22 protein-coding genes and 1 tRNA gene are annotated in these 20,985 nt (G+C 69.2%); 10 read left to right on the top strand and 13 right to left on the bottom strand.

What is annotated here, in order from left to right; translation table 11 throughout:
* Positions 1–4 precede the first annotated feature (4 nt).
* The 5 genes from ABE438_RS04215 to ABE438_RS04195 all read right to left on the bottom strand — a co-directional run bounded on the left by ABE438_RS04215 (position 5) and on the right by ABE438_RS04195 (position 3,496).
* Complete coding sequence (locus ABE438_RS04215; RefSeq protein ID WP_346501282.1) at positions 5–1,117, bottom strand: CaiB/BaiF CoA transferase family protein; 1,113 nt, start codon at positions 1,115–1,117, stop codon at positions 5–7.
* Between the two features lie 41 nt (positions 1,118–1,158).
* Positions 1,159–2,130 (bottom strand): AEC family transporter, encoded by a 972-nt coding sequence (locus ABE438_RS04210; RefSeq protein WP_346501281.1) that lies wholly within the window; start codon positions 2,128–2,130, stop codon positions 1,159–1,161.
* Positions 2,131–2,237: 107 nt separating this feature from the next.
* On the bottom strand, positions 2,238–2,894 hold the full coding sequence (locus tag ABE438_RS04205) for a MarC family NAAT transporter (protein WP_346501280.1): 657 nt from the start codon (positions 2,892–2,894) through the stop codon (positions 2,238–2,240).
* 106 nt (positions 2,895–3,000) lie between these two features.
* A complete protein-coding gene (locus ABE438_RS04200) occupies positions 3,001–3,279 on the bottom strand; it encodes a hypothetical protein (RefSeq protein ID WP_346501279.1) in 279 nt (92 codons plus the stop codon).
* 127 nt (positions 3,280–3,406) lie between these two features.
* Positions 3,407–3,496: transfer RNA gene (locus tag ABE438_RS04195), tRNA-Ser, on the bottom strand.
* A 344-nt stretch (positions 3,497–3,840) separates the two neighbouring features.
* Here ABE438_RS04195 and rplU point away from each other — a divergent pair.
* The 4 genes from rplU (at position 3,841) to obgE (ending at position 6,907) form a co-directional block, all read left to right on the top strand.
* Positions 3,841–4,518 carry a 50S ribosomal protein L21 gene (gene rplU / locus ABE438_RS04190; RefSeq protein ID WP_346501278.1) on the top strand — a complete coding sequence of 226 codons (678 nt, stop codon included), beginning with the start codon at positions 3,841–3,843 and terminating at the stop codon, positions 4,516–4,518.
* 99 nt (positions 4,519–4,617) lie between these two features.
* Positions 4,618–4,884 carry a 50S ribosomal protein L27 gene (rpmA, locus tag ABE438_RS04185; protein WP_346501277.1) on the top strand — a complete coding sequence of 89 codons (267 nt, stop codon included), beginning with the start codon at positions 4,618–4,620 and terminating at the stop codon, positions 4,882–4,884.
* A 158-nt stretch (positions 4,885–5,042) separates the two neighbouring features.
* Entirely contained in the window at positions 5,043–5,717 is a 675-nt protein-coding gene (locus ABE438_RS04180; RefSeq protein WP_346501276.1) for a GNAT family N-acetyltransferase, read from the top strand.
* A gap of 149 nt (positions 5,718–5,866) precedes the next feature.
* Positions 5,867–6,907 carry a GTPase ObgE gene (gene obgE, locus ABE438_RS04175; RefSeq protein ID WP_346501275.1) on the top strand — a complete coding sequence of 347 codons (1,041 nt, stop codon included), beginning with the start codon at positions 5,867–5,869 and terminating at the stop codon, positions 6,905–6,907.
* 69 nt (positions 6,908–6,976) lie between these two features.
* Here obgE and ABE438_RS04170 read toward each other — a convergent pair whose 3' ends face one another.
* The 5 genes from ABE438_RS04170 to ABE438_RS04150 form a co-directional block, all read right to left on the bottom strand.
* Positions 6,977–7,750: an SDR family NAD(P)-dependent oxidoreductase gene (locus ABE438_RS04170; RefSeq protein WP_346501274.1), complete on the bottom strand. Its 774-nt coding sequence runs from the start codon at positions 7,748–7,750 to the stop codon at positions 6,977–6,979.
* 26 nt (positions 7,751–7,776) lie between these two features.
* Positions 7,777–8,283, bottom strand: a complete 507-nt coding sequence (locus ABE438_RS04165; RefSeq protein ID WP_346501273.1) for a TRAP transporter small permease — start codon at positions 8,281–8,283, stop codon at positions 7,777–7,779.
* Positions 8,280–9,578 carry a TRAP transporter large permease gene (locus tag ABE438_RS04160; RefSeq protein ID WP_346501272.1) on the bottom strand — a complete coding sequence of 433 codons (1,299 nt, stop codon included), beginning with the start codon at positions 9,576–9,578 and terminating at the stop codon, positions 8,280–8,282. The genes ABE438_RS04165 and ABE438_RS04160 overlap by 4 nt, the downstream gene beginning before the upstream one ends.
* 52 nt (positions 9,579–9,630) lie before the next feature.
* Positions 9,631–10,650 (bottom strand): TRAP transporter substrate-binding protein, encoded by a 1,020-nt coding sequence (locus ABE438_RS04155; RefSeq protein ID WP_346501271.1) that lies wholly within the window; start codon positions 10,648–10,650, stop codon positions 9,631–9,633.
* Between the two features lie 132 nt (positions 10,651–10,782).
* On the bottom strand, positions 10,783–11,514 hold the full coding sequence (locus ABE438_RS04150) for a GntR family transcriptional regulator (protein ID WP_346501270.1): 732 nt from the start codon (positions 11,512–11,514) through the stop codon (positions 10,783–10,785).
* A gap of 115 nt (positions 11,515–11,629) precedes the next feature.
* Between ABE438_RS04150 and ABE438_RS04145 the strand changes: the two genes are divergently transcribed.
* From ABE438_RS04145 to ABE438_RS04120, 6 genes are all read left to right on the top strand, one after another.
* Positions 11,630–12,301, top strand: a complete 672-nt coding sequence (locus ABE438_RS04145; protein WP_346501269.1) for a cyclase family protein — start codon at positions 11,630–11,632, stop codon at positions 12,299–12,301.
* A gap of 40 nt (positions 12,302–12,341) precedes the next feature.
* Entirely contained in the window at positions 12,342–13,739 is a 1,398-nt protein-coding gene (locus ABE438_RS04140) for a flagellar biosynthesis protein FlgA (RefSeq protein WP_346501268.1), read from the top strand.
* A 169-nt stretch (positions 13,740–13,908) separates the two neighbouring features.
* Entirely contained in the window at positions 13,909–14,889 is a 981-nt protein-coding gene (locus ABE438_RS04135; RefSeq protein ID WP_346501267.1) for an amidohydrolase family protein, read from the top strand.
* On the top strand, positions 14,886–15,428 hold the full coding sequence (locus ABE438_RS04130) for a TRAP transporter small permease (protein ID WP_346501266.1): 543 nt from the start codon (positions 14,886–14,888) through the stop codon (positions 15,426–15,428). The genes ABE438_RS04135 and ABE438_RS04130 overlap by 4 nt, the downstream gene beginning before the upstream one ends.
* A complete protein-coding gene (locus ABE438_RS04125; RefSeq protein ID WP_346501265.1) occupies positions 15,425–16,708 on the top strand; it encodes a TRAP transporter large permease subunit in 1,284 nt (427 codons plus the stop codon). Before ABE438_RS04130 ends, ABE438_RS04125 begins: the two co-directional genes overlap by 4 nt.
* 37 nt (positions 16,709–16,745) lie before the next feature.
* The gene (locus ABE438_RS04120) at positions 16,746–17,741 is read left to right on the top strand and encodes a TRAP transporter substrate-binding protein (protein ID WP_346501264.1); all 996 of its coding nucleotides are present in this window, start codon (positions 16,746–16,748) and stop codon (positions 17,739–17,741) included.
* Positions 17,742–17,778: 37 nt separating this feature from the next.
* Here ABE438_RS04120 and ABE438_RS04115 read toward each other — a convergent pair whose 3' ends face one another.
* The 3 genes from ABE438_RS04115 to ABE438_RS04105 all read right to left on the bottom strand — a co-directional run bounded on the left by ABE438_RS04115 (position 17,779) and on the right by ABE438_RS04105 (position 20,983).
* Positions 17,779–18,609 carry an endonuclease/exonuclease/phosphatase family protein gene (locus ABE438_RS04115; protein ID WP_346501263.1) on the bottom strand — a complete coding sequence of 277 codons (831 nt, stop codon included), beginning with the start codon at positions 18,607–18,609 and terminating at the stop codon, positions 17,779–17,781.
* Between the two features lie 131 nt (positions 18,610–18,740).
* Complete coding sequence (locus ABE438_RS04110) at positions 18,741–19,709, bottom strand: ornithine cyclodeaminase family protein (RefSeq protein ID WP_346501262.1); 969 nt, start codon at positions 19,707–19,709, stop codon at positions 18,741–18,743.
* Positions 19,706–20,983, bottom strand: a complete 1,278-nt coding sequence (locus ABE438_RS04105) for an NAD(P)/FAD-dependent oxidoreductase (RefSeq protein ID WP_346501261.1) — start codon at positions 20,981–20,983, stop codon at positions 19,706–19,708. The genes ABE438_RS04110 and ABE438_RS04105 overlap by 4 nt, the downstream gene beginning before the upstream one ends.
* Positions 20,984–20,985: the final 2 nt, after the last annotated feature.

Raw genomic sequence — 20,985 nt, 5'->3', positions numbered from 1 at the left:
CGGCTCAGCCGCCCTCCCCGTCATGCTCGCCGACCGCCGGGCTGCGCCGCAGCGCCGGCGCGGCATCGCGGAACACCGGCGCCAGCGGCAGCGGCGTCGAGACCATGCGCCGCCCGCTTGGCTCCTCGACCTGCCGGTCGAACAGGCCGCGCGCGGTCAGATGCGGATCGGCCACGGCCTCGTCCAGGCTGCGCACCACGGTGCAGCAGCAATCCAGCGGCTCCAGAAGCGCCCGCCAATGCGCCGCCGGCTGCCCCGCGATGATCTGCGCGATGCGGCCGCCCGTCGCGTCGGGATCGCACGCATCGTGCCGCAGGGGCTCCTCGAGCCCGATCGCCGTGCAGAACGTCGCCCAGAACTTCTCCTCCAGCGCCCCGACCGCCAGGAACCAGCCGTCGCCGGTGGCATAGAGCCGGTAGCGCGGGCTCGCCCCGGTCAGCACGCCTTCGCCGCCGGCCGGATAGCGCCCGCTCGCCTGCCCCGTCGCCAGCCCGTACCAGGCGAAGCAGGCCATGGCGTCGGTCATGGCGATGTCGAGATGGCAGCCCTTGCCGGTGCGGTCGCGCTCGCGCAAGGCGAGCAGGATGTTGAGCACGGCCGGCATGCTGCCGCCCGCAATGTCGGCGACCAGCGCCGGCGGCTGCGGCGCGACGCCGCCGCGCCGCAGCGACTGGCCGAGCAGCCCGCCGATCGCCTGGTAGTTGATGTCGTGGCCCGCCTCGTTCGCCCGCGGGCCGGCCTGCCCGTAGCCCGAGATCGAGCAGTAGATCAGCCGCGGATAGGCCTCTTTCAACTCCGCATAGCCGAGGCCGAGCCGCGCCATGACACCGGGGCGGAACTGCTCGATCAGGATGTCGGCCCGCGCCAGCAGCGGCCGCAGCCGCTCGATCGCGCCGGCGGCCTTGAGATCGAGCGCGAGGCTTTCCTTGCCGCGGTTCAGCGCCGCGAACGGCGCCGCCTCGTCGCCAAGGCGCGGCGGATAGCGGCGCATATCCTCGCCCTCCGGCCGCTCGACCTTGACGACGCGCGCCCCGGCCTCGGCCAGGAACAGGCTCGCCATCGGCCCGGGCAGCAGGGTCGAGAAATCGAGGACGAGCAGGTCGGACAGCGGCTGCATCGCATCGGCTCCGGCGGCGCGGCTGCGCCGGTGCGGAGCCGTCAGGGAAACAGGACGACCGGCATCCTGCCCGTCTTCACCAGCCACAGGAAGCCCGTGAGCGTCACGGTCGAGACCACGGTGCCGACGAGGATGCAGGCGGAAGCCCGCTCCATGCCGATCCGGTACTGCGTCGCCACCATGAAGATGTTCAGCGCCGGCGGCAGCGCCGCCATGACGACGGCGGCATAGACCCAGGCCGCCGGGAAGCCGCCGATTCCCGCGAGCAGGGCCCAGACCAGCAGCGGATGCAGCAGGAGCTTGATCGCGACCAGCCAGGGCAGTTCCGAGGGCATCCGCGTCATCGGCCGCAGCGCCACGGTGACGCCGAGCAGGAAGAGCGCGCAGGGCGCCGCCGCCTGCGCCAGCCACAGCGTCATCGATTCGAGCGCCGTCGGCAGCTGCAGGCGCAGGAAGGCCGCGCCGACGCCGAGCACGGTCGCGAGGTTGAACGGGTGGCTCGCCACGCGCCAGGCCACCTCGCGCGCCGTCGCGCCGAAGCTCTTCTTCTCGACGCCGGCGAGCGCCATCAGGAAGGGAATCAGCGAGAACAGCAGCAGGTTGTCGAAGACGAAGATCAGCACGACCGGCGCGCTCGCCGCCGGGCCGAGCGCCGCCAGCAGCAGCGGCGGCCCCATATATCCGATATTGGAATAGGAGCCGGCAACGCCCTGCATCACCGCCTGCGGCATGTCCCCGCGCGTATGCCGGTAGCCGAGCGCGAAGGAGAGCACGAAGACACAGAAGGTCGCGAATGTCGTGATCGCGACATAGCGCCAGTTCGCCAATTCGCTCAGAGGCTTGTCGGCGATAAGCCGGTAGAACAGGCAGGGCAGCGAGACATAGATCAGGAAGAACTGCATCCAGGCCAGCCCTTCTTCGGGAAGGCGCCGGCGCCGCCCGATCAGGAAGCCGAGCAGGATGAGCCCAAAGAAGGGCGCGACGAGATTGAACAGGCTGGCGAGGTCGGCCATGCGGCGCTGCGCTCCGGCGGGCGCTGCGCTCCACGCCCAGGCGCTTCATAGAAGCGCACCCGCCGCTTGGGAACCGCGCCGCCCGCGGGCGCGCCCTGCTTCAACCCTCAGGCGAAGGAGGCGACAAAGTCGCGGATGCCGGATGCGATGAACTGGACCGCGACGCAGGTCAGCAGGAATCCCATGATCTTGGTGACCGCCTGGATGCCGTGCTCGCCGAGGAACCGGCTGATCCAGCCGGCGCAGGAGAGCGCCGCGAAGGCGACGAGCACCGTGATCATGATTCCCGTCAGCACCACGGCATAGCCGAGCACGAGATGCTCGTCGGGAATCTGCGACCCATAGCTCATCACCACGGCGATCGAGCCCGGCCCGGCGAGGCTCGGCATCGCCAGCGGCGAGAAGGAGAAGTCGATCGACGCCTGCTTAATGTCGGCCGGCTCCGAATCGATCGAGGCCTCCTCGCCCTCGCCCGCGAACAGCATGCGGAAGGCCAGGACCAGGATGATCAGCCCGCCGGCGACGCGGATGCCCGGCAGCGAGATGCCGAAGAGCTTGATGATGCTGTTGCCGAGCAGCAGGAACACGGCGAGCACCCCGAACGCATAGATCGAGGCGCGCAGGGCCTGCTGGCGCTTGTGCTCGGCCGACATGCGGCGGGTGAGCGCCAGGAAGAGCGGCACCGTGCTCAGCGGGTTCATGATCGGCAGCAGGCCGATCGCGACGAGCGGAACGTGCCGCAGGGCCTCGAGAAGAATGCTCATGCCGCCGTCTAGCATCCCGGCGGCCCCGAGCGAAAGTTCGGCCCGCCGGGCCGCGTGGCCGGGGCGTCGCGAGAGGGAGACCGGCCTCGCCCGCTACGACGCCCCCCTAGCGGGAGCCGCGCTTCTTGCGCTCGTCCTTGGCGGGTTCCGCGCCGGACTTCGCCGAGCGCGTCAGGGTCGTGATCGCCAGCGGCGGCTTGCCGGATTTCTCCGAGATGAGCCGGTCCTGCTCGGCGATGGCGTCGCGGGCCGGCTCGTCCCCGTCCAGACCGCCGAGCAGTTCGGTCGGAACGCGCCGGTTCGAGGTGCGCGAGCCGTCCTCATAGACGACGTCGAACATCGTGAACTCGGAATCCTGAGCCTTGGACTTTGCGCGCTTCGCCATTGGAGTTTCCCTGGACGCGAGGCCATCAGCGTTCGCCAGCCTCGCTCCACCACCTCGCGAAAGGTCGGAAAAGGCCGGAGCTACGTCGACCCGACGCCGACGATTTCAGTCTGTTAGCGTGAGGAAGTGGCGGACAGGGAGGGATTTGAACCCCCGATACCCTTGCGGGTATGCCGCATTTCGAGTGCGGTGCATTCAACCACTCTGCCACCTGTCCGCGGTCGCCTTCGGTCGAAGCGGGCTGGTTACTACACGCCGACTCCGCGGTGCACAAGCCCCTGCCGGCGACAAGTGTGGACGGCCGTCGCGCGCCCGTCATATCCTACGGTAATCCTTGCACTTCCGCTTGACGCGACCGGCCCTGCCGACTACGAAGCGGCGTCCTGCGTGGGGAAACCCGCGCCCGGATTCTTTTTGCCATGGCGTCGCGACGCTGCCCTCGGGGCTGCCGGCACGCCGCAGGAAGATCGACCAAACCACGCAACCGACTGCCAAAAAGCCGTCCCGCGTGCCGCCTTCGAAAGGCGCATGTCAGGGCGGGGCTGAACACGGAGAACAGAGATGTTCGCAGTCATCAAGACCGGCGGGAAGCAGTTCCGCGTCGCCGCCAACGACCGCATCACCGTCGCCAAGATCGAGGGCAACCCGGGCGACACCGTCGCCTTCGGCTCGGTCCTCATGCTGACCGACGGCGAGAAGACCACTCTCGACGCCAAGGCGCTGGGCGAGATCACCGTCGCCGCCGAGATCGTCGAGCAGGCCCGCGGCGAGAAGGTCATCGCCTTCAAGAAGCGTCGCCGCCAGAATTCGAAGCGCAAGCGCGGCTTCCGCGCCGAGCTGACCATCGTGCGCATCACCGACATCCTCACCGGCGGCAAGAAGCCGGAGATGAAGAAGGGTGCCGCCCCCGTCGCGCTCGCTGCCGCCAGCAAGACCGTCAAGGGCAAGTCCGCCAAGCCGGCCGCCAAGGCCGAGGGCGCGCTCGACGCCTCCAACCTCTCGCTGATCTCGGGCATCGGCCCGACCATCGAGAAGAAGCTCCGCGCCGCCGGGATCACCTCCTGGAACGACATCGCCTCCTGGACCGAGGCCGACGTCGCCAAGTGGGACGAAGAGCTGAAGCTGCGTGGCCGCGCCACCCGCGAGGAGTGGGTCGAGCAGGCCAAGGAGCTGCTGGCCGGCAAGCCCCCGCGGGCCAAGGTCGACCAGGCCGAGCTGGCCTCGGGCGAGGACTACTGACCCGCGCTGATAGGCTCGGCGAAGCTTCACGCCCGAAACCGGTGGCTTTCGTCGCCGATTCGGGTTACATGGACTGACAGTTTTTCAAGGTAGGGCGTTATGGCTCACAAAAAGGCAGGCGGCTCGTCGCGCAACGGCCGCGATTCCGAAAGCAAGCGTCTCGGCGTGAAGCGCTTCGGCGACCAGGCGGTCGTTTCGGGCAACATCATCGTACGTCAGCGTGGCACCCGTTGGCATGCCGGCGCCAATGTCGGCATGGGCAAAGACCATACCCTCTTTGCGACCACGGCCGGCCGCGTCCGATTCACGACGAAACTCGGCCGAGCTTTCGTGAACGTGATTCCGGCCCAAGAGGCCGCAGAGTAAAAGGCGGATAGGGAATTGTCTCGATCCGCCGGTTCCATCGAACCGAACGGATCAAGGGGCTAAGACCCGGAAACGGGTTTCCCGAAGGTCAGAGAACGGGGGAGATGGGACCAGAAGTCTCATCTCCCCCTTCTCGTTCGTGCCTCCGGAGAGACCCGATGTTCCCCGAATTGACGAGAGACGACGTCTTCAGACTGGAAACCAGGCGGCTGTGGCTGCGCTGGCCGCGCATCGCCGATGCCGGCGCCATTCTCCGTCTCGCCGGTGAAAAGGCCGTGGCCGAGATGACGGGCACCATCCCGCATCCCTACCCGCCCGAAGCCGCCGAACCCTTCATCTTCAACGCCCGCAAGGGCAACGCGCTGGGCGACCATCTGGTCTTCGCCATCACGCCGCGTGCCAAGCCCAACGAGCTGATCGGCATGATCGGCGCGCACCGGCAGGCCACGGGCAAGCCCTTCATCGGCTACTGGCTCGGCACCCCGCATTGGGGCAAGGGCTACATGACCGAGGCGGTGCAGGCGCTGATCGACACGCTGTTCTCCCTGACGGAGCTCGACGTGATCGAAGCCGATGTCAGGGTGATCAACCCCGGCTCGCGGCGCGTCCTGGAGAAGAGCGGCTTCCGGCCGGAAGGCTCCTTCCTGAAGTCGCTGCCGGCGCGCGGCGGACTGTTCCCCTGCGAGCAGTTCCGGCTCGACCGCTCGACCTGGTCGGCGCTGAAGAGCTGGAGCGCCTCAGGCTGGGCCCGCCGTCCTGAGAATGAGGACGAAGCCGAGCTCGAAGTCCCGGCGGCGCTCGCCGCCCGGCAGAGCGAAGCCTGCATGGCCTGAGGACGGGCGGGACGGCGACAGCCGCCCCGGCCCGCCGGTCGGCCCCACCGAATCCGCCGGCTCTCCCGGGAGCCGGCGGCCATATGATCTTTCGGTCGCCGGACGGCGCCGCATTGCCCTGCCGCCCGCTTGCGACTACCAAGGCGACCATGAAATTCCTCGATCAAGCCAAGATCTATGTGAAGGCCGGAGACGGCGGCGCCGGCTGCGTCTCCTTCCGCCGTGAGAAGTTCATCGAGTTCGGTGGGCCGAACGGCGGCGATGGCGGGCGCGGCGGCGACATCGTCATCGAATGCGTCCAGGGCCTCAACACGCTGATCGACTTCCGCTTCCAGCAGCATTTCAAGGCCAAGACCGGCGGCCACGGCATGGGCAAGGACCGGCACGGCGCCAATGGCGCGCCGGTGGTGCTCAAGGTCCCGCCGGGCACCGAGATCATCGACGAGGACGACGAGACGCTGATCGCCGACCTCACCGAGCCGGGCCAGCGCTTCGTGCTCTGCCGGGGCGGCAATGGCGGCTTCGGCAACGCCTATTTCAAGACCGCGACCAACCAGGCGCCGCGCCATGCCAATCCCGGCCTGCCGGGCGAGGAGCGCTGGGTCTGGCTCCGGCTCAAGCTGATCGCCGATGCCGGCCTGATCGGCCAGCCGAACGCCGGCAAGTCGACCTTCCTCGCCACCGTCACCGCGGCCAAGCCGAAGATCGCCGACTATCCCTTCACGACGCTGCACCCCGGCCTCGGCGTGGTGCGCGTCGATGCGCGCGAGATGGTTCTCGCCGATATTCCCGGCCTGATCGAGGGCGCGCATGAAGGCCACGGCCTCGGCGACCGCTTTCTCGGCCATGTCGAGCGCTGCCGCGTGCTGCTGCATCTGGTCGAAGGCACCAGCGAACATGCCGGCAAGGCCTACAAGACCGTGCGCAAGGAACTCGCGGCCTATGGCGGCGGGCTCGAGGACAAGCCGGAGATCGTGGCGCTGTCCAAGGTCGACGCGCTGACGCCGGAGGTCCGCAAGGAGCAGATGGCGCGGCTGAAACGCGCTGCCGGCCGCACGCCGATCGCGCTCTCGGCGGCCTCGGGCGAGGGCGTCGAGGCGGCGCTGCGCGCCGTGCTCGCCATCGTCGAGGAGGCCCGCGCCGAGGACGCGCAGGCGGCTGCCCCGGCCGAGACGGGCTGGCACCCATAGACGCCGGCTGGACCGGCGGGGGCCGGACGGCCGAAGCCGCCTTCCCCGCCTGCCCGCCTCCTCGGCGCGTCAGAGGACGCGGGTGCCGCCGTCGGCCATGATGACGGAGGCCGTCATCACCGAAGCCTCGTCGGAAGCCAGCCAGAGAATCGGATAGGCGACTTCCCGGGGATCGGCCCAGCGGCCCTGGATGTTGTGATTCGTCTTCTCGGCCCGCAGGTCCTGCTCGGTCTTGCCCTCGGCGGCGAAGCGCCGGACATGGAACGGCGTCAGCGTCAGCCCCGGGCAGACCGCATTGACCCGCACGCCGTTGCCGACCTCCTCGAAGGCGAGCGTCTTGGTCAGCGAGATGATGCCGGCCTTGGCGGCGTCGTACTGGCCCATGCCGCCGCGCGGATTATAGGCGTGCGTCGAAGAGATGTTGACGATCGCGCCCTTGCCCGAGCGGCGCAGCGCGGGCAGCGCCTCGCGCGCCAGATAGGCATAGCTCAGCAGGTTGACCGAGAGGATCTTGGCCCAGGTCTCGGCCCTGGCCTGGTCCAGCGGCTCGTAGGAGCGGATGCCGGCATTGTTGACCAGCACGTCGATCCGCCCGAAGCGGGCCAGAGCGTGGTCGACGATCGCGCGCGCCGCGCTCTCCTGCCCGACATCGATCGCGAGCGGGGCGATCTCGGCGCCCGGTACGGACGCCCGGATCTCGCTGTCGACCGTCTCAAGCGTCGGCGCATCGATATCGACGAGGACGATCCGGGCGCCCTCCTCCGCGAACAGCCTGGCGGTGGCGGCACCGATGCCGCCCGCGCCGCCTGTGATGATCGCGACCTTGCCGTCGAGCCGGGCCATGTCCTTCGCCTTTCGCTATCCAGAAATCAGCCGACCAGCGAACTGGTGGTTTCGAGTTCGCCCCGGCCGGTGACCACGCGCCACAGCCAGACCAGGCTGTAGACCGCCATCAGCGCGCCGCAGGCGGGGATCGCCGCATACCACCAGCCCTTGTCGAGCCGCAGGAAGGGCGTGGTCTCGCCGGCCATCTCCATGAAGGTGACGCCGTAGACGACCAGCACCAGCGCGAAGCCGAACATGGCGAGATTGATCAGGATCTCGAGCAGGCGCTTCGGCCCCGGCGGCAGCAGGCTTTCCAGCATGACGACGCGGTAGAGAACGCCCTCGCGCCAGAGCGCCAGCGAGGTCAGCATCACCATCCAGATGAACAGGAACTCGACCAGCTCGTCATAGCCGGCGATCGTGAACAGCGGCACGACGCGCAGAATGATCGCCAGCCCGAGCAGCACGAACAGGCCGAGCATGCACAGGATCGCCGCGACCTTGCAGATGCGGCCGACCAGACTGTCGACCGTCTTGAGCGCGGCGATCATGGCGTCACTCCATATCCAAGCGCATGGGGCAGCCAGAGCGACAGCGCCGGCACATAGGTGATCAGCATCAGCACCCCGAGCAGCGCCAGCACATAGGGCCAGATCTCGCGGGTGATCTCGCCGATCGAGAGCTTGGCGATGCCTGCGACCACGTAGAGGCAGAGGCCGACCGGCGGCGTCACAAGCCCGATCATCAGGTTGAGCACCAGGATGACGCCGAAATGCACCGGATCGATGCCGAGCTGGACCGTGACCGGCAGCAGCACCGGGAAGGCGATGATCATCAGGGCCACGCCCTCGATGAACATGCCGAGCACCAGGAGCGCCACGTTGATGATGAGCAGGATCATCCACGGCTCGGAGGAGAGCGTCAGCAGCGCGTTCAGCACTGCGTTCGGAATCTGTTGCTGCACCAGTACCCAGCCGAACGGGGCTGCCAGCGCGATGATGAACATCACCTGCGCGGTCTGCCTCGCGCTGTCCCAGAGCACCCCGACGGTGTCCTCCCAGTTCAGCTCCTTGTAGACGAAGCGGCCGAGCACGAAGGCATAGGCCGCCGCGACCACCGCCGCCTCGGTCGGTGTGGCGAAGCCGGTCAGGATGGTGAGCAGGATCGCCGGCGGCAGCATCAGCGCCGGCAGGGCCGAGCGCACGATCCGCGCCGCGATCGGCAGGGGCGGCATGCCCTCGCCGCGCGGCAGGTCCATCCACTTGGCCGCGACCGCGATCACCGCCATCAGCGCGAACGCCATCAGGAGACCGGGCACGATGCCGGCCATGAACAGCGCACCGACCGAGACATTGGCCAGGCTGCCATAGATCACGAAGGGGATGCTGGGCGGGATGATCGGCCCGATCGTCGCCGAGACCGCGGTGATCGTCGCGGCGAAGCGGCCGGTATAGCCGGCCTTGGTCATCGCCCGGTGCTCGATCACGCCCATGCCGGCGGCATCGGCGATCGCCGAGCCCGACATGCCGGCGAAGATCACGCTGCCGACGACGTTGACATGGGCGAGGCCGCCGCGGATCCGCCCGACGCAGAGCTGCGCCACGCCGAAGATGCGCTCGGTCGTGCCGCCGACATTCATCAGATTGCCGGCGAGCACGAAGAACGGGATGGCGAGCAGCGGGAACGAGGAGGTGCCCGCATAGATGCGCTGGATGAAGATCACCAGCAGGTCGGGACCGGCGGTCGCGACCATGGTGCCGATCGCGACCAGCCCGAGGGCGACCGCGATCGGGATTCCCAGCATGATGACGACGCAGACGCCGAGCAGAACCGCGGTGACGAGCATCGCGTGTCGCCCCTTTCGATGAGGAGTGCAGACTGGAGGGTGGCGCGCGCGGTCAGGCGGTGCGGGCGGCCGCGACGAGCTTGGCCCACTCGTCCCAGGTCTTGTCGCCGAGCGCCTTGCGCAACTGCTCGTAAGCCGGGCCCATGCGCTCGCGGAACGGCGCGACGTCGGGTCGCGTGACCTTGACGCCTGCCTTCTCCATCGCCGCGAGGTTGGCTTCCTCGTTGTCACGCACGCCCTTGCGCGCCGCGACACCGGCCTTGATCGCCTCCTCGGAGACGATCTTGCGCTGCTCCTCGTTGAGCTTGCCGCTCCAGACGCGCGGATTGGCGCAGAGCATGATCGAGGCGTAGATGTGCTTGGTCAGCGCGATGTGCTTCTGCGCCTCGTAGAACTTCGCCGCGAAAGTGGTGCCGACGGGATTGTCCTGCCCGTCGACCAGCTGGTTGGCCAGCGCGAGATAGACCTCCTGGAAGGCGATGGTCTGCGTGCTGGCGCCCAGCGCCTCGAAGGCGGCCTTGATCGCCAGTTCGGGCGGCACGCGCAGCTTGAGGCCCTTGACGTCGTCGGGCTGGTTGACCGGCCGCCGGCTGTTGCTGAGCGCGCGGAAGCCCCATTCGAAATTGGCGATCCAGGTGAAGCCGGCCTGCTTGAGCTGCTCCGCCAGCCAGTCGCGCGCCGTGACGTCGAGCACCTTGTGGGCGTGCTCGTAGCTGTCGAACTGGTAGGGGATGTTGATGACGCCGATGGTCTTCGACATCGACTCGATGTTGGCCGGGTTGAACAGCATCATGTCGATGGCGCCCAGCTTGGTCTGCTGCGCTGCCTCGACCGGCGAGCCCAGCGCATTGTTCGGGAAGATCGTGATCTTCACCTGATCGCCGGTGCGCTCGGCGATGCGCTTCACCATCGCCTCGGCTTCGGTATGCACCGGATGGCTGAGATCGGCGGGATGGGCGAGGCGCAGCGTCACCGCCGCATTGGCCGGCCGGATAATCGCGGGCATCGCGACAGTCAGCGCGGCGCCGGCGCCCAGCAATGAACGACGTGTCAGAGCGGTCTTCGCGACCATGGTGTCCTCCCGTTCCCTCGCAATGCCTGCCGGTGCTTTGCGCATCCTGGCCGGCGGGCCGTCTTCGCGGCATCTCTCGAACTTGCATGCAAGAAAACGTTAGGTCAACTGCTCTCGTCACGCTCCGTCACGTCAGCCGCGCGGCGCGGCCTCGCGCTCGCGCAGCGCCGCGACCAGCCCGGAGAGACCGTTGCGCACATGGTCGCGCAGCGCCCGCCCTGCCCGCTCGGGATCGCGTGCGCCGAGCGCGTCGAGGATCTGCTGGTGCTCTTCGGTGGCGACCTTCCAGCGGGTCGGCCAGAGATTCGACGAATAGCGGGCGCGGTCGACGCGCAGCGACAGCAGGTCCCAGACCCAGCCGAGCACCGAGTTGCCCGAGAGCTCGATGATGCGGCGATGGAAGGCCTTGTTGGCCTCGAAATAGCCCGGCAGCTCGCCGCGGCTGTGATGCAGCATCATCCGGTAGTGCAGCATGCCGATCTCGGCCACGGCCTCGTCGGTCATGCGCGCGGCGGCGAGTTCGCCCGCCAGCGCCTCGATCGCGGCGAGAACGTCGACAAGCGCCGCGATCTCATCGGCGTCAAGCTCGGCGACCACGGCCGAATGGTTCGGCAGCGAGCGCAGCAGCCCATCCTGGATCAGCGTCTTGATCGCTTCGCGCACCGGCGTCCGCGAGACCGACAGGCGCTCGCAGAGTTCGCGCTCGTTGAGGCGGGCGCCGGGCGCGAGCACGCCGGTGACGATCATGCTGCGCAATTCCGCGACGGTGTTGGCGTGCAGGCTGCCCTTGCGCTTGACCGGCGCGGGCGGCGTCAGGGCGGAGAGGAGCTCTCCCAGCTCCGGCAGTTCGGGCGCATCCGACATGGCGATCCTATGTCCTCGTCATGCTACTTGACGCCGAAAAATTCTTGTATGCAAGATGCGACGTGATAGTGGCGTACCGGCCGGGCCGGCGCGCAGCCCGAGAACGGATAGCACCATGAAGATCGTCGACCTCACCATGCCGATCCGGCCGCATTTCCGCTGGCCGGCCGAGCTCTCCATCAAGGGCGACTTCGCGGCGGGCGACCAGTTCCGCGTCTCGAAGCTGGCCACCACCTGCCATGGCTTCTCGCATGTCGACGCGCAGGCGCATTTCGTCGCGGGGGCGCCGACCATCGAGACGACCCCGCTCTCGCATGTCGTCGGCCCCTGCCGCGTGCTGAACCTCAGCGACCGCCCGGCCAATGCGCCGATCGAGGCCGAGCACCTCGCTGCCGCCGATCCCGGCGGCGCCGACGGCGAAATCCTGCTGCTCGCGGCGCATTGGAGTGACCGGCGCGACTATCAGGACAAGACCTTCTGGACCGAGGCGCCCTGGCTGACGCTCGGCGCCGCCGAATGGCTCGCCGCGCGCAAGCCGACCGCCGTCGCCTTCGACTTCCCGCAGGACTATCCGATCCGCCTGCTGCTGGAAGGGAAGGAGGTGCCGAAGCCGGAGCACGTCACCCATCACGTGCTGCTCAGCCACGGCGTCACGCTCATCGAATACGTGGTCAACACCAGCCGGCTCTCCGCCCCGCGCAACCTGTTCTCCGCCGCGCCGATGCTGATCCCCGACGCCGACGGTGCGCCGGCCCGTTTCTACGCCATCGAGGGACTGCCGGTCTAATCCGGCGTCGCCCCGGGCCTCTCCACAGAAAGTTGCCATCGTGAATATCCAGAACCTGTTCGCGCTCCGCGCGGGCGCTTCCGATCGCGTCATCTCCGCCGCCCTGGTCGGTGCCGGCGAGTTCGGCGCCTCCTTCGTCAGCCAGGGCCGCCGCGCCCCGCAGATCGAGACGCGGGTGATCTGCGACCTCGACCTCGGCCGCGCCCGCAAGGCCGCGCTCGCCGGCGGGCTCACCGACGCCGAGATCCGTGACTGCCGCAGCGCCGCCGAGGCCAAAGCCGCCCTCGACGCCGGCCTCGTCGCGCTGATCGACGACGCCGCCAATCTCGAAGGCCTGGCCGTCGACGTGGTCATCGAGGCGACCGGGGACCCGGAAGGCGCTGCCGCGACGGCGCTCGCCGCCATCGAGGCAGGCCGCCATCTCGTCATGGTGACCAAGGAGGCCGAGTGCATCATCGGCCCGATCCTGGCCCATCGCGCCCGCCAGAAGGGCGTGGTCCACACCCCCGTCGACGGCGACCAGCCCAGCCTGCTGATCGGCCTGATCGGCTGGGCGCGGATGCTCGGCCTGCCCGTCGTCGCCGCCGGCAAGTCGAGCGAGTCGGACTTCGTCTGGGACCCCGAGACCGACACGGTCACGGCCTGGGACGAGGCTGTCCCGGCCGAGGGCTTCGCCGAGATCTTCGGCAAGGCCGGCTACGATCCGCGTGCCCTGCTGGAGGCCCGCGCGCGCCTGCCCTTCCCCCGCACCACCGTGCCCGACCTCTGCGAGATGGGCATCGTCTGCAACCATACGGGGCTCTCGCCGGACATCGCCGAGATGCACGCGCCGATCGCCCGCACCATCGAATTGCCGACCCTGTTCCGCCCGGCCGCCGAAGGCGGGCTGCTCGGCGGCACCGGCCGCGTCGACATGTTCAACTGCCTGCGGCGGCGCGACGAGATCTCCTTCGCCGGCGGCGTCTACGTCATCGCCGAGGTGCCTGACCTCGCCACCGGCAAGCTCTTCGCCGGCAAGGGCATCCCGACCTCGCCCGACGGGCGCTATGTGCTGATCCACAACCCCGTCCACCTGCTGGGCGCGGAGGCTCCGATGTCGGCCCTGTCGGCCGCCCTGCTCGGCCAATCGACCGGCGGCGCCGAGGTCGTCCCGCATATCGATCTGCACGCCCGCGCCAGCCGCGACCTCGAGCCGGGCGAGACGCTGGAGATGGGCTATCGGCACGTCATCGGCGGCCTCGACCCGCTGCTGCAGCCGGCACGCCCACTCGGGGACGGCGAGCCCGTGCCCTATTACCTCACGGCCGGCCGCCGCGTGCTGCGCCGCGTGCCCAAGGGGCAGATCCTGACCTGCGCCGACATCGCCATCGACGAGGATACCGTGCTCGTGCGGCTGCGGCGCGAACAGGATGAATTTTTCGGCACCGGAGCCCTTTGACAAGGCGCCCCTGTTATAGCGTATACAGCATACAGAATTGACCGTGGGCCTTCGGGCCCACGGCGCGTATCGGGACGAAAGCAAGGGGGCCGGCAATGCGGTACGCGGGATTTCCGCCGTCATGGCGGGGCCTGATCGCAACCACGCCCGTTGTCCGGGCGCCCCTGCCATGATGGCCTCTCCTGACCAGCGCGCGCGCTTTCTCGCCAGCGGCGACGACACGCTGCTGCCGATCATCGATCCCCATCATCATTTCTTCGACCTCGGCCGGAACGACCATCCCTGGCTGAAGGATCACGTCATCCCCTTCCGCTATGGCGACTATGCCGCCATCCGCCGCGACTTCATGCCGGGCGATTATGCCCGCGCCGCCGCCGGGCACCTGATCGTCGGCACGGTCCTGATGGAGGGCGAATGGAACCCGCGCGACCCGGTCGGCGAGATGCGCTGGGTCGCGGAGGTCGCCGCCGAATACAGCCGGCCCGACGCCGCGATCGGCCAGATCTGGCTCGACCGCGAGGATGTCGCCGAGGTCGCGGCCGCCTATGCGGCGATGCCGATCGTCCGCTCCGTGCGCCACAAGCCGGCAGCCGTCGCCCGCGAGGCGCATGAGGCGCGCTTCGCCGCGCCGGGCTCGATGCGCGACCGGCGCTGGCGCGACGGCTATGCGCTGCTGGCCGGAGCCGGCCTGCATTTCGATCTGCAAACCCCGTGGTGGCATCTCGACGAGGCCGCCGAGCTCGCCCGCGACTTCCCCGCCACCACCGTCGTCCTGAACCATGCCGGGCTGCCGGCCGACCGCAGTGCCGAGGGCCTTGCCGCCTGGCGCACCGCCATGGCCCGGCTGGCGCGCGAGCCGAACGTCGTCGCCAAGATCTCCGGCATCGGCGTACCCGGCCAGGCCTGGACGCTGGCGCTGCAGGCGCCGGTGATCGCGGGCGTGATCGACGCGTTCGGCATCGAGCGCTGCGCCTTCGCCAGCAACTATCCCGTAGACGGGATCTGCGCCGATTTCGGCACGATCTACGACGTGTTCAAGGCATCGGTCGCCGGGCTAAGCCCACAGGACCGGCTGCGTCTCTTCCACGACAATGCCGCGCGCTGGTACGGGCTGGCGACGGACCCCGCGCTCAACGGAGGCTCCCCATGACCCTGCAGGCGTCGCTCATACGGCTTGTCGAGAACCTCCTGATCGCCGGCTTCGTCGCCATGATCGCCATGGTCTTCGGCAATGTCGTCCTGCGCTACGGCTTCGACTCCGGCATCATCGTCTCGGAGGAAGTCTCGCGCATGATCTTCGTCTGGCTGACCTTCGGCGGCGCCTTCCTCGTCGCCAAGGACGGCGGCCATCTCGGCATGACGGCACTCGTCACGGCGATGGGCCGGCGCGGCCGCTGGGTCTGCCGGCTGCTCGTCGAGCTGCTCTCGCTCGTCTGCATGGGCCTGATGGTGAGCGGCGCCTGGGCGCAGACCGTGCTCAATGTCCACAACCCGGCGCCGATCAGCGGCATCCCCCTGGCCGTGACCTATCTCGCCGCCGTGGCCTGCGGCATCGGCATCGCCATCCTGAACGTCATCAACCTCGTCGCCCTGTTCCAGAACCGCATGAGCGACGACGAGCTCGTCATCGGCTCCTCCTCCGAGGACGAGATGGCGCACGAGCCGAGCAAGCCGGGGCAACGCCAGTGATCGTACTCGTCTTCCTCGGAGCCCTTCTGGGGGCCATGGCGATCGGCACCCCGATCGCCGTCGCACTGCTCGCCTGCGGCGTCGCGCTGATGCTGCAGCTGAACATGTTCGACACGCAGATCCTGGCGCAGAACATCGTCGGCGGCGCGGACAGCTTCCCGCTGATGGCGGTGCCCTTCTTCATGCTGGCCGGCGAGCTCATGAACTCGGGCGGCCTGTCGCGGCGCATCATCAATCTCGCCGTCAGCCTCGTCGGCCATGTCCGCGGCGGCCTCGGCTATGTCGCGATCATCGCGGCGCTGATCATGGCGAGCATCTCGGGCTCGGCAGTCGCCGACACCGCGGCGCTGGCGGCGATTCTGCTGCCGATGATGCGCCAGGCCGGCTATCATCCGCCGCGCTCGGCAGGCCTGCTCGCCGCCGGTGGCATCATCGCCCCGATCATCCCCCCCTCGATTCCGTTCGTTGTCTTCGGCGTCGCCGCCGGCATTTCCGTCTCCAGGCTCTTCATGGCCGGCATCGTGCCCGGCCTGCTGATGGCGCTTTCGCTGTTCATCGCCTGGACGATCGTCGCCCGTCGCGACAACGTGCCGCCGGCGCCCCGCGCCACCGGCCGGGAGCGGCTGAAGGCCCTGACCGAAGGGCTGTGGGCGCTGGCTCTGCCGGTGCTGATCATCGGCGGCATGCGCACCGGCGCGTTCACGCCTACCGAGGCGGCCGTTGTCGCGGCGGTCTACGCGGCCTTCGTCGGCGGCTTCGTCTATCGCGAGCTCAAGCTCGAGCACCTGCGCCCGGCCCTGCTGGCGGCGATCAAGACCTCGTCGGCGGTGATGTTCCTCGTGGCCGCCGCGGCTGTCTCCGCCTGGCTGATCACGATCGCCGACATCCCGGGACAGGTCACCGCGCTGCTGGGTCCGCTCCTCGACAGCCCGACGCTGCTGATGCTGGCGATGATGGCGCTGGTCTTCGTTGTCGGGATGGCGCTCGACCTCATCCCGGTCGTGCTCATTCTGACCCCGGTGCTGATGCCGATCGTCAAGCAGGCGGGAATAGACCCGGTCTATTTCGGCGTGCTGTTCATCATGAACGCCGCGATCGGGCTGCTGACCCCGCCGGTCGGGACGGTGCTCAACGTCACGGCCGCGGTCGGGCGCATCAAGATGGAGCGGGTCATCAGCGGCGTGATGCCCTTCCTGATCGCCCAGATCTGCGTCCTCATGCTGCTCATCTTCGTCCCGGAACTCGTCACCGTGCCCGCGCGCTGGCTGACCGGCCGCTGAGACCAGAACAACCAGTCCAACAAGGAGGATCCAGCCCATGACCATTACCCGCAGAACCGCTCTCGCCGGCGCCGGTGCAGGTATCGGCCTGTTCATGATCGGCCGCCCGGCGCTCGCCCAGGCAACCAAGCTGCGCTTCGCGCATCCGCATCCGGAGGTCGACAGCTGGCACAAGGCCGCTCTGCTGATGGCGGAGAAGGTCAAGGAGCAGACCCAGGGCCGCTACGAGATCCAGGTCTTCGCCAACGGCGCTCTCGGCTCGGACTCGCAGACGATCGGCGCGGTGCGCGGCGGTTCGCTCGACATCTGCCTGACCGGCAACCCGTTCTTCACCGGTCTCGCGCCCAAGCTGAACGTGCTCGACCTGCCGTTCCTGTTCCAGAGCCGCAAGCACGCCGCGGTCGTGATGGACGGCCCGATCGGAGAAGGCCTGCGCAAGGAGCTCGAAGGCTCGAACCTCAAGGCGCTCGCCACCTGGGAGATCGGCTGGCGCAACCTCACCAACAACCGCCGCCCGGTGAAGACCGCCGCAGACATGCGCGGCCTCAAGATCCGGACCACGCCGAATCCGGCGCACGTCCAGGCGTTCCGCCTCCTCGGCGCCGTGCCGACCCCGATGGCCTTCACCGAGCTGTTCACCGCGCTCGAGACCGGCACCGTCGATGGTCAGGAGAACCCGGTCACGCTGATCCTCAACGCCAAGTTCTTCGAGATCCAGAAGCACCTGTCGCTGACCCGCCACGCCTTCACCACCGGCCCGGTCGTGATGAACAAGGCGAAGTTCGACGCCATGCCGGCGGATACGCAGAAGATCCTGCTGCAGGTCGCGGTGGAATGCGCCGGCGTTCAGCGCCAGATGAACGAGGACACCGAGGGCTCGAGCCTGGCCGAGCTGAAGAAGGCCGGCATGCAGGCCGTCGAGACCCCGGACCGCGACAGCTTCGTCAAGGCGATCGGCAACGAGGTCGAGAAGGAGTTCGTCGGCAAGTACGGCAGCGACGTGCTCGACGCGATCAAGAAGGCCGCCGTCTGACGGCCTCGGCGACGGAGGGGCGGCCGGCGGCCGCTCCTCACCGGGACGCGCTCTCCGGCCGCGGCAGGTGGATGCGCGCCTTGATCGGCAGATGGTCGGACGCCATGCGCGCCAGCGGCGTGTCGTGGAGTTCGACCGCCTCGATCAGATCGGACGGATAGGAAACGATCCGGTCGAGCGCCAGCAGCGGGAAGCGGGCCGGAAAGCTCGGGATCGCCGCCTGCAACGGCCCGAACTGCGGCGCCAGCCCTTGCAGAGCCGAGCGCTTGCCGAGGCGCCACTCGTTGAAATCCCCCATCAGGAAGACCGGTCGGCCGTCCGCCGGGCGCGAGGCGGCGATCAGCGCCTCGACCTGGCGCGAGCGCGAATGGCGCAGCAGCCCGAGATGCGCCCCGATGATGCGCACCTCCCCGGCCGGCAGCGCGATGTCGACGACCAGCGCGCCGCGGGGCTCGACGCCCGGCAGCACGATCTCGCGCGTCTCTGTGACCTCGCCATTGCGGAACAGCACGCAGTTGCCGTGCCAGCCATGGCCCTTGCCGCGGACCGGCACCGGCACCAGCCCGGTGCGCTCCTGGAGCGCCGCGAGGTCGAGCAGGCCGGCGCGCTCGCCGAAGCGCTTGTCGGCCTCCTGCAGCGCGACGATGTCGGCACCGAGCTCGGCGATCACCTCGACGATGCGCGCCGGCGCGAAGCGCCCGTCCCGCCCGACCGCCTTGTGAATGTTGTAGGAGGCGGCGAGGAAGCCGGCATCCTGCGGCCGCGCGAGCGCCGCGCGTTCCTCGTGGCGATCCTTGGTCCAGGTCGAGACCCGCACGGGGCGCAGCCGGCGAATCCGGGCCAGGCCGCGATGCTCCGTATCCTGCATAGCCGTCTCGATCTCCGTCGGATGCCAAGCATAGGGCCGTCCCGCATGACAGGACGGCGCGCCGAGATCAATGCGCGAATTGTGCCAACAGCATGGTGCGCGGCCGCGACCGCGCCGAAAAACCGCTCGCTTCAGCGCGGCAGGCGGGTGCCGATGCCGCTCGCGCGGGCCTTGCGCAGCACCAGCGAGGCCATGGCGAGGTCGGCGAGCGCCGCCCCCCGGAAGCAGAACATCGCCCGCCTCGGGCCGCTCAGGACGGCCTCCTCCGCAGACAGGGCGGCGAGATCGGTCTGGAACCGCACGGTGTCGACGGGCTGCGAGTGGACGTCATAGGGCGCCTTGGACTGCGCCAGGCTGTCGGTGGCCAGCACGTCGAAGGCCGGCAGTGCCTCCGGAATCCAGCTGCGGCCGATATCGACGGCCGATGCGAAGGACGAGGCCTGCAGGCGCCGCGCGTCGAGGAAGGGTACGAGCCCGGGCGCGCCGGGCACCATCGAGACGACGATGTCGGACGCGGCCAGCAGCGCGTCGGCATCGTCCATCACCTTGGTCGCCAGCCCGCGCTCTGCCGCAGCCGCGGCGAGGCCTTCGGCGGAGCTGCGGCTGCGGCTCATCGCCAGCACGGTGGCGAGCCCCGGAATCAGGTCGAGGAAGGCGTCGAGATGGGCATGCGCCTGCAGGCCGCAGCCGACGAAGCCGATCGTCCGGGCCTCTGCGGGCGCCAGACGGCTCGCGGCGGCGGCCGACATCGCGGCGGTGCGAACCAGCGTGACCTCGTCGCCGTCGAGCACGGCGAGCGGCAGGCCGCTGTCATAGTCGCTGACGCAGATCAGCGCGTTGATGCCGGGCACCGTGCTGCCGGCCGCGACCGGCGCCATCGCGACCCATTTCAGCGTGGCGACGTCGTCAGCGCGCGAGGCGGCGGTCATCGCCTGGAAGCCGTGGCCGGGGCCGAGGTCGAGCGAGGTCTTGGGCAGGCTGCGGTTCAGCCCCTGCGCATGCTCGCGAAAGGCGGCGAGAACCGCCTCGCGTGCCTCGCGGGGCGTGATGCCGAGCGCCTTCACCTCGGCGCGCGAGAGATAGAGCAATGTCTGGCTCACCGGCCGAACCTCCTCGCCGCATAGGGCGCCGGATCGAAGGGCGGCGTGCGCCCGTCGACCAGAGCCGCCAGCAGGCGCGCCGAACTCGGCGCCTGGATTAGACCCGTATGCGCATGGCCGAAGCAATGGAAGATATCGGGCGACGCCGAGGACGGTCCGATGCAGGGCAGCCCGTCCGGCGTCGAGGGGCGATGTCCCATCCAGCGATCGACCGTGCCGGCCTCGATGCGCGGCGCCAGCGCGGGGAACATCCGCTTCGCATAGCCGAGCAGGATCTCGGCGCGGCGCCAGTCGGGCGCCGTCTCCACCGCCGCGAGCTCGACCTGCCCGGCGACACGCAGGCCTTGCGCCGTCGAGACCACCGCCATCTTGCCGTCGGACGGCATCAACCCGGTCGGCACGTCGAAGCCCGGATTGGGAACGACCACGTGATAGCCGCGCTCGGAAATCAGCGGCACGGCATCGCCGGCCTCGCGGGCCAGCCGCGCCGAGCCGATGCCCGCGGCGATCACAGCCTTGTCGCAAGCGATGTCGCCCTGCGCGGTTCGCACCGCCCGCAGCCGCGCGCCCTCCCGCACGAAGCCGGTGGCGCGGGTCGCGACATGGCCGACGCCCCGCGCGATGGCGAGATGCAGCAGCGCCCGGCAATAGGCCCCCGGATCGAAGACCTGCGCGCCGTCGTCGATGCGGGCGCCGAAGCGATAGCCCGGCCCGAGCTGCGGCTGAATGCGACGAAGCTCGTCCTCGCCGATCTCGCTGAAGGCGACGCCGAACGCCTCGCGCATGCGCCAGACCCGCTCCTCGACGAGGAACTCCGCACGATCGCGATAGACGAACATCAGCCCCTGCCGGCGCAACAGCTCCGGCACGCCGGCCTGCGCCGCCAGCGCCGCGTGCTCGTCGACCGCGGTGCGGCAGAGCGCGAAACGGGCAGTGGCGCAGCGCTCGACCAGCGACCAGTTGCGCCCTGCGAGCACGAAGCGCACCAGCCAGGGCACGATCCCCGGCAGATCCCTCCAGCGGATGACGAAGGGCCCGGTCGGATCGAGCAGGAAGCCGGGCACGTCGCGCCAGAGCCCGGGCAGCGAGATCGGGAAGATCGCGCCCGGGTTCAGCCAGCAGCCATTGCCGTAGGACGCCGCCTGGCGCCCGCCCGCCTCCTCCGGCTCGAGCAGCACGACCTCATGGCCGGAGCGGCGCAGTTCGAGCGCCGCGGTGAGGCCGACGATGCCGGCTCCGATGACGGCGATGCGTGACGGGGCGGCGCTCGTCATCG

This window comes from Allobosea sp. TWI1241 (genome assembly GCF_039673065.1).
GTDB lineage: Bacteria > Pseudomonadota > Alphaproteobacteria > Rhizobiales > Beijerinckiaceae > Allobosea.
Note: the sequence above shows the minus strand (reverse complement) of the source record. Positions and strands in the feature narration are given on the sequence as shown.